11 protein-coding genes, 1 pseudogene and 1 riboswitch are annotated in these 11,971 nt (G+C 71.7%); of the genes and pseudogenes, 2 read left to right on the top strand and 10 right to left on the bottom strand.

The window, feature by feature from the left end; genetic code table 11:
* Nucleotides 1-951: 951 nt before the first annotated feature.
* The 7 genes from ACYVG5_RS06990 to thiE all read right to left on the bottom strand — a co-directional run bounded on the left by ACYVG5_RS06990 (nt 952) and on the right by thiE (nt 6,783).
* Nucleotides 952-2,325 carry an IS1380 family transposase gene (locus ACYVG5_RS06990; protein ID WP_222044369.1) on the bottom strand — a complete coding sequence of 458 codons (1,374 nt, stop codon included), beginning with the start codon at nt 2,323-2,325 and terminating at the stop codon, nt 952-954.
* A 228-nt stretch (nt 2,326-2,553) separates the two neighbouring features.
* Nucleotides 2,554-3,372 (bottom strand): bifunctional hydroxymethylpyrimidine kinase/phosphomethylpyrimidine kinase, encoded by an 819-nt coding sequence (gene thiD, locus ACYVG5_RS06995; protein ID WP_222044372.1) that lies wholly within the window; start codon nt 3,370-3,372, stop codon nt 2,554-2,556.
* Nucleotides 3,369-3,956 carry a thiamine phosphate synthase gene (locus ACYVG5_RS07000; protein ID WP_222044374.1) on the bottom strand — a complete coding sequence of 196 codons (588 nt, stop codon included), beginning with the start codon at nt 3,954-3,956 and terminating at the stop codon, nt 3,369-3,371. The genes thiD and ACYVG5_RS07000 overlap by 4 nt, the downstream gene beginning before the upstream one ends.
* Nucleotides 3,953-4,708, bottom strand: coding sequence for a thiazole synthase (locus tag ACYVG5_RS07005; protein ID WP_222045325.1), 756 nt, complete (start codon nt 4,706-4,708; stop codon nt 3,953-3,955). The genes ACYVG5_RS07000 and ACYVG5_RS07005 overlap by 4 nt, the downstream gene beginning before the upstream one ends.
* A gap of 91 nt (nt 4,709-4,799) precedes the next feature.
* The gene (gene thiS, locus ACYVG5_RS07010; RefSeq protein WP_222044375.1) at nt 4,800-5,000 is read right to left on the bottom strand and encodes a sulfur carrier protein ThiS; all 201 of its coding nucleotides are present in this window, start codon (nt 4,998-5,000) and stop codon (nt 4,800-4,802) included.
* Nucleotides 4,991-6,127, bottom strand: a complete 1,137-nt coding sequence (gene thiO / locus ACYVG5_RS07015) for a glycine oxidase ThiO (RefSeq protein ID WP_222044377.1) — start codon at nt 6,125-6,127, stop codon at nt 4,991-4,993. Before thiO ends, thiS begins: the two co-directional genes overlap by 10 nt.
* Nucleotides 6,124-6,783 (bottom strand): thiamine phosphate synthase, encoded by a 660-nt coding sequence (thiE, locus tag ACYVG5_RS07020; RefSeq protein ID WP_222044379.1) that lies wholly within the window; start codon nt 6,781-6,783, stop codon nt 6,124-6,126. The genes thiO and thiE overlap by 4 nt, the downstream gene beginning before the upstream one ends.
* A riboswitch (TPP riboswitch) is annotated at nt 6,773-6,885 on the bottom strand. (Overlaps the previous gene by 11 nt.)
* Nucleotides 6,886-6,962: 77 nt before the next feature.
* Between thiE and ACYVG5_RS07025 the strand changes: the two are divergent.
* Both ACYVG5_RS07025 and ACYVG5_RS07030 read left to right on the top strand, forming a co-directional pair.
* A pseudogene (locus tag ACYVG5_RS07025) lies at nt 6,963-7,171 on the top strand (cobaltochelatase subunit CobN); the annotation flags it as partial.
* A gap of 82 nt (nt 7,172-7,253) precedes the next feature.
* Nucleotides 7,254-8,663 carry a cobaltochelatase subunit CobN gene (locus ACYVG5_RS07030; RefSeq protein ID WP_460683057.1) on the top strand — a complete coding sequence of 470 codons (1,410 nt, stop codon included), beginning with the start codon at nt 7,254-7,256 and terminating at the stop codon, nt 8,661-8,663.
* Between the two features lie 103 nt (nt 8,664-8,766).
* Here the strand turns inward: ACYVG5_RS07030 and ACYVG5_RS07035 are convergent, their stop codons facing one another.
* From ACYVG5_RS07035 to ACYVG5_RS07045, 3 genes are all read right to left on the bottom strand, one after another.
* The gene (locus ACYVG5_RS07035; RefSeq protein ID WP_222044380.1) at nt 8,767-9,831 is read right to left on the bottom strand and encodes a response regulator transcription factor; all 1,065 of its coding nucleotides are present in this window, start codon (nt 9,829-9,831) and stop codon (nt 8,767-8,769) included.
* Nucleotides 9,828-10,139 (bottom strand): hypothetical protein, encoded by a 312-nt coding sequence (locus ACYVG5_RS07040; protein ID WP_222044382.1) that lies wholly within the window; start codon nt 10,137-10,139, stop codon nt 9,828-9,830. The genes ACYVG5_RS07035 and ACYVG5_RS07040 overlap by 4 nt, the downstream gene beginning before the upstream one ends.
* A gap of 699 nt (nt 10,140-10,838) precedes the next feature.
* Complete coding sequence (locus ACYVG5_RS07045) at nt 10,839-11,831, bottom strand: hypothetical protein (RefSeq protein WP_222044383.1); 993 nt, start codon at nt 11,829-11,831, stop codon at nt 10,839-10,841.
* Nucleotides 11,832-11,971 lie beyond the last annotated feature (140 nt).

Genomic DNA, 11,971 nt, shown 5'->3' on the forward strand with positions numbered 1-11,971 from the left:
ACGATCGTGACCCCGAGAGCCCGCGCCTACATCCGGAACACCCGCGACGACCAGCGACGACGTCCTTCAGGCCGCCGAACCTGGTGAGAAAACCTCAGTATGAGCGTCGTCTTATTGGTCAACGCACCAAGGATGCCCTAGCCGCGAAGAAGGCTGCCGGTGCGAGACTGGGCGTCCGCGCCAGCTCTCGGAGGAAGTTCTAGACCGGATCGTGGCCGCGAAAGTGGCCGGGGGCAGCTTGGCCGGTATCGCCAGGGAGTTGATTCAAGATCGGGATCATGATGCGTGTCGAGTTGCCATGACATTTCGCACCGAGGACCGGCATGCCTCCTGCGTCTCTGTAGGCGCAATTCGGGTCGCCACCCGGCTTACGTCAGTGGAGTCACGTTCCAATCGCTTCTGCGTCGCTCATTCGCTGGGGCGGTAGCTCAGCTGGTCAGGGGTGCGTCAGCGACCGGGCGAAGCCCACATGGGACTTCGCTAGACTCGCTACCCTCAGTCGCTTCTAGGTGGGGCGGGTGGGGCTCGAACCCACGACCCAGGGATTATGAGATCTCAGGGCCCCTCGCTGATCTGCATGATCATCGGCGATTTGCCTTCTGACCTGCGCCTTCATGGTTGAGGGTCGATGGCCGTCGATGATCCGAAACGGCCCTTTTGTGGGCACCGTGTGGGCACCGTGTGGGCACGGCGGGTACGCATACCAGGCAGGGGTACCCTGGCTCACGGATCCCGGGAGGAGCGGTCGGGTCGCTCCGGCGGTGTGCTGCCTGCGGGGCTTGGCGCCCGTGTGGGGGACGCCTACACTGAGCCTCGATCCGCCATGTCGATATTTCGGTGCCGCCGATCCGGTTAATGATCTTGCTGGCCGGTGATGGGCGTGCGGAGATTGCCGGTCTGCCCGGCTCTTCCACTGTTGGTCTCCGGTCGGGCCCTGTGGGGCGGTGGTCGTCAGGCCGCGGTCGGGGGTCCGCAGGTCGCGTCGAACAGCCGAGTCCAAGCGACCTCCCAGGGCCAGTCGCGGGGCATGTGCATGCGAAGCCGCCGGGCTGAGCGGGCCAGCCGGGTGGGGACGTTGATCAGTTGGGCGCGGATGGTGGCGGTTCTGGCCTTGGCGTGGAACGTCGAGGCCAGGAGGCCGGCGGCGCGGGTGAGGTTGAAGGCGATCGCGGCCAGCACGGTCCAGGCGCCGTTGGCCGAGAAGAATCCCGAGGGCATGTGCGCCAACGGGCCGCTCTTCACGTCGGCGATGACCTGCTCGACGATCGCGTGGTCGCGGTGGCCGGCCTCGGCGGCGAGCATCGGCAGCGGCGAGTCGGTGAAGATCGCGTGGTGGCGGTAGGCGGCGAACAGCTCACTCTGCCCGGCTGGCACCGACTTCGGGTTCAGCCGCTTGACCCGTCGCACGATCAGGCGGGCGCTGATGTGCTCGGCCTTGCGGCGGGAGGTGAACGCCGTGAACGGGACCTCGGCGACCTCGGCGTCGGAGATCCAGCGCTGCTCGTCGTCATCCCAGATGGCGTTCGGGTACTTGATCGCCACCCAGTCGGCTTCGCCGATCGAGGCGATCGCCTTGCGCACCGCCGGGTCCATCCGGGCGGTGACGGAGAAGTGCGCCCCGCCCCGGCGGGCCGCCGCGACGACGTCGTGGTTGTAGAAGGCGCTGTCGCAGCGCACGGTCACCTGCCCGGATACCCCGGCCTTGGCGGCGGTGGCCAGCGCGTCGGTGATCAGCCGGGATGCGCCCCGGGCGGAGTTGGTCGCTCCCTTGCGCAGCCGGGTGCCGGCGATCACCGGCGCGGCGATCGGGGTGGAGATGATCGCCAGCAGCGCGTTGAGGCCCTTGACCTTGGAGTAGCCGTAGCCCACGCCCTGCTTGGCGTAGCCGTGGGTCTCCCGCATGGTGTCGTCGATGTCGAGATAGGCGACCTGGTCGGCGCCGGCCAACAGCGGCCTCTGCTTGCTCAGCGCGATCAGCAGCCGGGAGGCGATCGCGTCCAGCTGGCGGACGTGGCCGAAGGTGAACCCGCGCAGGCACGTGCCCAACGTCGTCGGTGCCCGGACCTCGGTGAACAACCGGCCCATGCCGCCGTGGCGCAGCAGGTCCATGTCGGTGACGCTGTCCGCGCCGGCGACCATCCCGGCCACCAGCGACGGAATTTTCACCGTGCTGTTCGCTCCTGCCGATCCCGGCACCGTCAGGTGCTCGGCGACCAGATCGTGCAGCCCGGCCCGCTCGGCCAACGCCAGCACCGGCGCCAGACCCGCCGCGGACACGAGATTGGGATCATCGAAAACCGCCGAGACGCTGTGCGAGACTCGCATTTACCGGATGCCCCTGCCGATCAGTGATGTGGAACCTTCGCAAGTCCCATCATCGCTGGTCACAGGGGCATTCGTCTGTCACCGCCCACCGGCGATCCCCACCCCGACGGCGGATCGAGGCTCAGCAGATCGCCGATTCAAGCTGCGCGCGCTGGCATTCCACGCTGTTGGACTCAGCTCAGGCAGGTGCTCGGCTCGGCTGCGCCTTGTGAAGCACTTCGCTGCTGGTCAGACGGATCTGTCAGTCATCGAGGCGAAGTGGTCGAGTGGTCCGTGTCCGTGGCCGAGTCGCCAGGCGGCGCCGGCGGTGATCGCGCCGGCAACGAACCTCTTGGCGGTCGTGAGCGCGTCACGGACGGTGCTGCCTGTTGCCAGTGCCGCTGCTGCGGCGGAGGCGAAGGTGCAGCCGGTGCCGTGGTTGTTGCGGGTGTCGATTCTCGGGCCGCGGAGCTCGTGCACGGTGCTGCCGTCCCAGACGAGGTCGATCGCCTCCCCAGCGGCGTCGTTCACCGCGTGGCCGCCCTTGACCACGACGGTGGAGGGGCCCAGGGCGCCGAGGGCGCGAGCGGCCTCCCGTTGCTCGGCGAGGGTGCGGATCGAGGCGTCGAGCAGGACCTCGGCCTCCCGCAGGTTGGGGGTGAGCACGGCCGCGTGGGGCAGCAGTGCCTCGACGTAGAGCCGCTCGGCCTGCGGTTCGAGCAGCCGGTCCCCGCTGGAGGCGACCATGACCGGGTCAACGACGAGTCGGGGGAGCCGGCCGGCTGCGGCCAGGTCGACGACGGCGCGCACGACGTCGGCCGTGCCGAGCATGCCCGTCTTCACCGCCGCCACCCGGAAGTCGTCGAGCACGGCCTCGACCTGGGCGACGACGAACTCAGCGGGCACCGGATGGATGCCGCGCACGCCTTCGGTGTTCTGCGCGGTGAGTGCGGTGATCGCCGAGGTGCCGAAGACGCCGAGCGCGGCGAAGGTCTTGAGATCGGCCTGGATGCCGGCCCCGCCGCCGGAATCCGAGCCGGCAATGGTGAGGGCCACGGGTGGAGTCATGCCGCCGTCTCCGCCAGGGCGCCGAGGTAGGCGAAAACCGTCGTCGGGTCGCGCATGATCGTTCCCATCACGGCAACACCTCCGGCGCCGGCGCCGAGGCACGCACCGACGTCGGCCGGGCCGACGCCGCCGAGCGCGTAGACCGGTGGCGCATCGGCGACCAGCGAGGCGAGCCCGGTCGGCCCCAGGGCAGGTCCGTATCCGGGCTTGGAGGCGGTGGGGAAGACGGGGGAGACCGTCACGTAGTCACAGCCCTCGGCCCGCGCCGCCGCCACCTCCTCCCGCGAGTGACAGGACCGCCCGACCAGTGCCGGGCGCGGCTCCGGGAACGGGTCGTCCGCCGCCAGATGAACGGCGGCGGCGCCGGCGCTGCCCGCCGCGCCGGCCCATACGAGCACGCCGCCCACGGGGGCGAGGACGGCGTCGAGCTCGGCGGCCAGAGCCGCGCGGTCCCGCAGCCGAAGGTCCTTCTCCCGGAGCACGACCGCCCGGGCGCCGGCCTCCACGGCGGCGGCCACCGTCGCGGGAAGGGGGCCGGCGCACTGGGTCCGGTCGGTGAGCACCAGCAGCCGGGGCAGGGTCACAGTTCGGGCAACCCGTGCATGGGGGTGGAGGCCTCGGCGTGCCAGCGGCGGGGGATGCGGCCGGCACCGCGGGCGAGCCTGCCGCCCTCTACGGCCTGACGCATGGCCAGCGCCATCCGTTCGGGATCCCGCGCCCGGGTCACCGCCGAGGCGAGCAGGACCGCGTCACAGCCCAGTTCCATGGCCAGCGCCGCGTCTGAGGCGGTGCCGATCCCGGCGTCCAGCACGACGGGCACCTCCACTGCCTCCCGCAGCAGGGCGATGTTGTGCGGATTGCGGATGCCCAGTCCGCTGCCGATGGGCGAGCCCAGCGGCATCACGGCCGCGCAGCCGGCGTCCGCGAGGCGCCGGCCCAGGACCGGGTCGTCGGTGGTGTAGGCGAGCACGGTGAAGTCCTCGGCGACCAGCTGCTCGGCAGCATCGAGCAGTTCCACCACGTCGGGGAGCAGGGTGCGCTCGTCCCCGATCACCTCCAGCTTGACCCAGCTGGTGCCGAACGCCTCGCGGGCCAGCCGCGAGGTGAGCACGGCCTCACGGGCGGTGCGGCAACCGGCGGTGTTGGGCAGTAACCGCACGCCGTTGCGGTCGAGCACCTCCAGCATGGAGCCGCTGGCGGAGGCCTCGACCCGGCGCAGCGCGACGGTGACCAGCTGGGTGCCCGAGGCACGGACGGCCCGCTCGAGCACCTCCAGGCTGGGAACGCCACCGGTGCCCAGCAGCAGCCGGGAGGTGAACGTCTCCCCACCGAGCACGAACGGGTCGGCGGCCTCCTCCTGGCGAGGGCGGGTGCGAGCGCGGGCATCGCCGCGCCCGCGCCGGTGGGGGTGCCGTTGATGGCCATGGTCATCCTCCTGCCGTGGGGGCGAGCACCTCGACGCTGTCACCGGCCGTCAGTGGGGTCTGCGCCCAGCCGGTACGCGGTACGACGTCGCCGTTGAGTGCCACCGCGACGCGGTCGTGCCCGGTGCTGTGGGCGGCGACCAGCTCGGCCACGGTGGCGTCGTCGGCCACTTCGGCCGCCGCGCCGTTGACGGTCACCTGCATGGCATCTCCTGCTCGAATCGGTCGGACGTGAAGGGCGCGGCGAGCTCGGGCAGTCGACCCGTGGCCAGGAGCTCGGCGAGGACCTCGCTGGTCACGGGGGTGAGCAGGACGCCGTTGCGGTGGTGGCCGGTGGCCAGCACCAGACCGGGCAGTCGCGAGGGGCCCAACAGCGGGGCGTTGTCCGCCGTGCCCGGGCGCCACCGGGCCAGGGCCTCGACCAGTTCCAGCTCGGTTACGCCGGGGACGACGTCGATTGCATCGTGCAGCAGGTCGTGCACGCCTCCGGCCGTGACCGTGGCGTCGAAGCCGCGGTCCTCGGTGGTGGCGCCGACGATCAAGCGGTTCCCGGCGTAGGGCACGAGGTAGACCCGCCGGCCGCGGACCAGGGCGCGCACCGTGCCATCGAGCAGCCCGGCCGCGCCGGCGAGCCGGAGGATCTGGCCCTTCACCGGCCGGACCGGCAGCGGCGGGACACCGGGCAGGGCCGCACTGTGTGCGCCGAGCGCGAGGACGACGGTGCCGGCGGGGACCGTGCCGCCGCCGGCCAGCTGCAATCCGGTCGCCCGGCCGCCGTCGACCAGGACGGCGTCGACCCGGCCGCTCACCAGCTGCACGCCTGCGGACGCCGCGGCGGCCAAAAGCGCCGTGTGCACCGCCCGTCCGTCCACCGAGTGGTCGCCGGTCACCAGCAGCCCGCCGCGCACCCGGGGGGTCAGCGACGGTTCGTGGCGGCGCGCGGCCCGTGGTGTCAGCCGCTCGGCGTTGAGCCCGAGTTCCTGCTGGAAGGCGTGCAGCGCGTCGAGCTCGCGCATGTCGTCGTCGTCGAAGCCCACTACGAGCGTGCCTGCGGTTCGTAGCCCCACCGGCAGGCCGCTGGCCTGCTCCAGTTCGGCGGCGAACGTCGGCCAGCGCGCGAGCGACGCCAGCCCCAGACGCAGCAGGGCGTCCTCGCCGTATCCGGCTTCGGTCACCGGTGCGAGCATGCCTGCGGCGGCCGCCGAGGCGCCGTTCCCGGGTGCGTCGTCGACCACGGTCACCGACAGGCCCCGCTGGGCGGCCCGCCAGGCCAGCGATAGCCCGATCAGCCCACCGCCGGCGACCACCACATCGGGAGTCGGGCCGGTCACCGGTTGCCTCCGGATGCGCCGGCCAGGGCCCGGAGGAGCTTCCGCGTGGCAGCTCCGGGGTCGGCCGCCGCGGCGATCGCCCCGACCACCGCCACCCCCGCGGCGCCGGCGGCGAGCAGCTCCGGCACCCGTTCGGCGGTGACCCCGCCGATGGCGACGACCGGCACGTCCACCGCCTCGGCCACCGCCCGGAGCCCGGCCGGGCCGAGTGCGGCCGGCAGGCCGGTCTTGGTGGTCGTCGGCCAGGCCGGTCCGACACCGAGGTAGTCCGCGCCCTCGGCCACGAGCTGCCGCGCACGCTCCGGCTCGCGTGCCGTGCCGCCGATGAGGTGGTCCGGCCCGGCGACCCGGCGGGCCGCCGCGACGGGCAGGTCGGTGGCGCCCAGGTGCGTGCCGGCGGCACCGACCGCAAGGGCGACGTCGACCCGGTCGTTCACCAGGCAGGTCACGCGTGCGGGCAGGCAGATCGCGACCACCGCCGCGGCGAAGTCGTAGAGCTCGCGGTCGGTGCACTCCTTCGCCCGCACCTGGACCACCGGCGCGCCGGCGGCCACGGCGGCGGCGACTGCCTCGAGCGCGCGCTGCCCGCCGCGGGCGTCGGTGAGCACGTGCAGTCCACCCAGTCGTCGGGCGGGGACGGTGCCGAACGTCGTCATGATCGCTCCCTACGCCGGCATTACCCGGTCAGGTTCCAGCGGTCGGCGGCACGTCAGCAGCCCTCTCAGCCCGGTGAGTCCCGAGCTCCCGCACATGGCCTCGGCCATGTGCCGCCACCATAACCACTCGCCGGGGGAATCAGGTTGCGATCCCCGAGTTCGACGGCCGTCTGATCAGCGTGCCGTTCTCCTTCAAGGAGACCGACGACGACGGGCTGACGCACTACGTCGCTGATCCCGAACGGGCCGCCCGCGTGGCCGGCACCGCGGTGGCGCACGCCCGGCTGCGGCACACGCCGCCCCCGAGCGGCGAATCGTCGTGATGCTGTCGGCCTATCCCACCAAGCACGCCCGCATCGGCAACGCCGTCGGTCTCGACACCCCCGCATCGGTCGTCCGGCTGCTCGCCGCGATGGCCGGCCAGGGCTACGACATCGGTCCTTTCGACGGCCCCGACGCCCTGCCCGGGTGTGGCCGACCTCGACGGCGACGCGCTGGTGCACGCCCTCATCGCCGCCGGCGGGCAGGACGCCGACTGGCTCACCCAGGAGCAGCTATCCGGCAACCCGGTGCGCATCCCGGCTGCCGCGTACCGCGCCTTTTTCGACACACTGCCCGCCGACCTGCGGGAGGCGATGGAGGAGCACTGGGGCCCCGCACCCGGCTCGCTGTTCGTGGACGGTGACGACATCGTCTTCGCCGCACTCCGGGCAGGCAACGTGGTGGTCATGGTGCAGCCGCCGCGCGGCTTCGGGGAGAACCCGATCGCGATCTACCACGACCCGGATCTGCCGCCGTCGCACCACTACCTGGCCGCGTACCGGTGGCTGCGGTCAGAGTTCGGGGCGCACGCCCTGGTGCACGTGGGCAAGCACGGCAACCTCGAGTGGCTGCCCGGGAAGAACGTGGGCATGTCCGCCTCCTGCGGGCCGGACGCCGCGCTGGGCGACCTGCCGTTGATCTACCCCTTCCTGGTCAACGACCCCGGCGAGGGGTCGCAGGCCAAACGCCGGGCGCACGCCACGCTGATTGACCACATGGTGCCGCCGATGGCCCGCGCCGAGACCTACGGCGACATCGCCCGGCTGGAGCAGCTGCTCGACGAGCACGCCAACGTCGCAGCCATGGATCCGGCCAAGCTGCCCGCCGTCCGAGCGCAGATCTGGACGCTGCTGCAGGCCGCGAAGCTCGATCACGACCTCGGCCTGAACGAGCGGCCCGAGGACGATCACTTCGACGAGATGATCCTGCACGTCGACGGCTGGCTCTGCGAGATCAAGGACTCGCAGATCCGCGACGGTCTGCACGTGCTCGGGTCCCCGCCGGCCGGGCAGAACCGCGTCGACCTGGTGCTCGCGATGCTCTGTGCCCGCCAGATCTGGGGCGGCGCGGTCGCGCTGCCCGGCCTGCGCGAGGCACTGGGACTGACCGAGGACGGCGCCGCCGGCCTGCACGCCACGGACGCCGTCGAGGCGCAGGCGGAGGCTCTCGTCGGGGCCATGGAGGCGCGCGGCTGGACGGCCGAGGCGGTCTATGAGGTCGTGCGCGAGGTGCTCGACCGGGACGACGACCAGGTTGCCGCCGTCCTCCGCTTCGCCGCCGACGAGGTGGTGCCGCGGCTGGCGCGCACCACCGACGAGCTCGACGCGACCCTGCATGCCCTCGAGGGCGGCTACGTGCCCGCCGGGCCGTCGGGCTCGCCGCTGCGCGGACTGATCAACGTGCTGCCGACGAGCGGTACTGGGACGCCGCCGTTGAGATGGTCACCACCCTGGCCGGCCGGCCTGTTACGGGCATCCGCCCGTAGCACCGGACGGCGTCGTCGAGCTGCCGGCAGCCGCTCGCTGAGATGGCCCCCAGGGGCGGGACGGATGGGTTGAGGGCAGGGCCGCTGCAAGGTCGTCGGACGGGACAGGGCGCGGACAGCCGTCGGCCCGGCGCCGATGAATCCATAGCCCGGCCCCCTCCCCGGACCGTGCTTGGTCACGCGGCGCTGATGGACGCACGCCGTCGGGAAATCGTGCGTTTGGTCGTGGCGAGCTGTTGGGCGATGTCGCGGATGGACTTGCCGCGTTCGGTGAGGCGCCGGACGACTTCGTCCTGCTCAGCGGGGGTCAGGTGCTCGAGGCGGACGCCGTCGCCGGCGAGGGCACGCTCGATGGCGATCTCGTCGAGGTCGTCGTCCGTCTCTGCGCGATCATCGTGGTGTCGAGGGTCTGGGTCGGTGTCGACGTCGTCCCAGGCCAGAGGTGGCAGCCAGCCGTATTCCGCGGCGAGGGCCCGGGCGGCGTCAGCCGCGGCGCGCTGGTCGTTGGTGGACTGCGGTGGGCTCAAGTTCCACAGCTGCTCGTAGAGGTCGCGGACGTCCTGCGCGGTCTGCGCGGTGACGGAGTCGCTGAGCATGCTGCGTCGGAGGCCGGCGGAGCTTCGGCCGAGCCGGGCGGCCAGCTCGTCGTGGGGCCATCCGACGGCGATCAGGGCCTGCAGGCGGCGACGAGTGCCCGTGGCGCCGACGTGACTGCGCGGCGCCCGGTTGGCCTGGTCGATCCGAATGCGCAAAACCTGGTGGGCGGTCTCTGGCCGGACCCGCCGGATGCTTGGGTTGCCGTCCCGTCCGGGGTCGGCCAGGTCGCGGACGTGGCTGGTGGAAATGCCGGCGAGCATGGCGATCTGCTCGACGCCGATGCCGGCGGCGCGTAGGGCTCGGATGTGCTCGTGCACCGGGGCCGAGTCCACGAACGGTCGCCATCGGCCGAAGGCCTGCGCGCGGTGCACGGCACGGCCGGCCGCGGTGTTGGCGGCAGTGCAGTCGGTGCATCGGCAGCGGTCCTTCACATAGGCGACGCGGGTTCCGTGCACGTGCCGAGCACGCGGATGAGTGCAGTCCCGCCTCACCCGACCCTGAGCGCGCTGGACACGGCGACGTGCTCGCTCGATGGCCTGCCGGTGCTTCGCGCAGGAATGGCGCGCGTGGTGGACGTCAGCGAGGGCGTCGCTGGCGTACGTGCCGCTGTAGCCGCAGGCCGGGCAGGTCCGGGTGGCGCTCATGCCCCGCCCAGTGGAGATGCGGCGACCGGCTGACCGGTGTGGCCACGACCGGGTACGCCGGCCCTGGCAAGGACGTCTTCGATCCAGTCGGTGCGGAGGCTGCCGGCGTCTCCGACGTGGTCGTCGAAGGCCATGGCCGTGAACTGCTGGGTGGTGGCGGCCCACTCCCGGTCGGACAGGGGCCGCTCGAGGTGGGCTTCGACGGTGGGCCGGTCGACGTAGGCGATACTGGCGCCGATGACGTCGGCCAGGTCGGTGAGCAGCTGGTGGGTTGTGCCGCCGTAGCTGTCGACGAAGGCTTGCAGCACGGCGCGGCCAGCAGCGGATGCGTGGGACGGTGCCGGCGCAGGCGCTGCCGTTCTCCGTCGTCCCGGCTGACCGCACATCCCTGCTCCGCTGGTGAGTAGTCGCTCTCACCGGGAGAAGGCGCTTTTCGGAGCCGTTTGGTGACACCTCGCCGAAAATTGGGATGCTCCGGCGCTCGACCAGATGTGTCGCGAAGCGGCGGCCGAGGTGAGTTGTGGTGTCAGCCCCCTGTTGTCCGTGGGTGGAGCACCAACGAGGGCTCCGGTCTGTCTCGATCGCGACGACGGGACATGAGTCGCTGATGTCACGTTGCGGGCGGCGGAAGCCCGTCGAGAACACACCTTCGCTGCCCCGGCGTACCCGCCGGATACCGCCTGTACGGCGACGCAGCACTCGAGCGCGGCCTTCACTCACAGGGGCCGACGCATCGCTGATCCTGCGATCGTCTACGGCGACGCGTGGGTCGCCATCGAGATGACGACGAGCATGCTGACTCGCGAGTCAGGCGCTGTCTCTCCACGTATAGCAACGCGTCTGTAGCTACCTGAGACGCAACTGGGGCGGCATCGCCGTCCGTCGCGGCCCACGCTCTTCGTGCGCCGCAGGTCAGCTACGGCAGGCGGGGTGGCACGCCGCCACGGCGAACAATAGCGCTGCGGGCCGGCCATGATGCCGGCCGTCACTGCTGAACGGCATCGGCCTCAGCGATCACCGTCGATGACCCAACGCGGTGGCCGCGCCGCCATCTGGAAGTTCATCGACTCCACGAGCTCCACCCAGTCGGGGTTGATCGCGGCCAGCTCGTGCAGTTCGACGCCGCACTCCCACCGCACCAGCCCCATCTGGTGTCGGGCGTAGATCGGGTCGAGGCACAGGGCGACGGCCATGCACATGGCGATCCTGCGCAGGCGCGGGTCCTGTGGCAGGTGCTGCGCCGCCTCCAGCCGCTGGACGTCGCGAGGTGAACAACGCTCGACACGCGAGATCAGCTGGGCCAGATGTTCCCTGCTCATGCGCCCGCGGGTTCCCGCGCCGGCGCGCTGGCGCAGGCTCAGCAGCCGATCCCCCCAGGTCCACTGCGGGATGAATCCGGGGCTGATTCGCGCCTGGGTGGCGAACCGCTCCTCGATCTCGCGGTGCATCGCCAGGATGTCGCGCTCGGCGAGGAGGCTGTCTTCCACCGCGGCCCGGTACTCCTCGAAGGAGAGCACCGGAACGTCGAAGTGGTGGTACGCCAGGCGCAGTTCGTCGTGGTGGGTGACCGTCCCGAACTGACCGACGAGCTCGGCCAGCGCGGCGGCGAACCCGTCGCCATGCGAGGCGCGCTCGGTGTGGTTGGTCAGCTCACCGTCCCTGCGGCGGCCCCCGGAGTACTGCCAGCGTGGAGCGATGCAGTGCGCCAGCTCGTGGAACACGATCAGGTCGTTGAGCATCATTGGGTGCAGGCTGATGGTCCACGACGTGGACTGGCCCAGACCGGCCGACTGCGCATACGAGCTGATCCACCCAGCTGCTTCGCGTCCCCGGATGTGCGTCCTCACCCGGACGTCGTAGGCGATGTTGTCGCGCCACCACGCCGACCGCTTCACCCGTCGCACGAGAGCCCGTGCGGCGTCGACGTCTGTCAGCGGTTGCCCGAGCGGAATGCTCTGCTCGGCGGAGTAGAGCCGCCAGGTCGTGACGCTGTCGTACACCGCGCCAATCTACGCAGCGCACGCGGTGCCGACGGCACGGCGAACGTCGCGGTGGCCGTGTCTCGCGACCACCATGACCGACGCCGGTGGCGCGCACCGCACGACAGACGCCGGGTGTCAGGGCGCCGAGCGGAACGCGA

It is taken from the genome of Modestobacter lapidis (assembly GCF_054780755.1).

Bases quoted from the DNA above. Each gene is read 5' to 3' on its own strand.
- thiD (WP_222044372.1), bottom strand. From the start codon at position 3,372: ATGACTCCACCCGTGGCCCTCACCATTGCCGGCTCGGATTCCGGCGGC.
- thiE (WP_222044379.1), bottom strand. From the start codon at position 6,783: ATGACGACGTTCGGCACCGTCCCCGCCCGACGACTGGGTGGACTGCAC.
- ACYVG5_RS07035 (WP_222044380.1), bottom strand. From the start codon at position 9,831: ATGAGCGCCACCCGGACCTGCCCGGCCTGCGGCTACAGCGGCACGTAC.
- thiS (WP_222044375.1), bottom strand. From the start codon at position 5,000: ATGCAGGTGACCGTCAACGGCGCGGCGGCCGAAGTGGCCGACGACGCC.
- ACYVG5_RS06990 (WP_222044369.1), bottom strand. From the start codon at position 2,325: ATGCGAGTCTCGCACAGCGTCTCGGCGGTTTTCGATGATCCCAATCTC.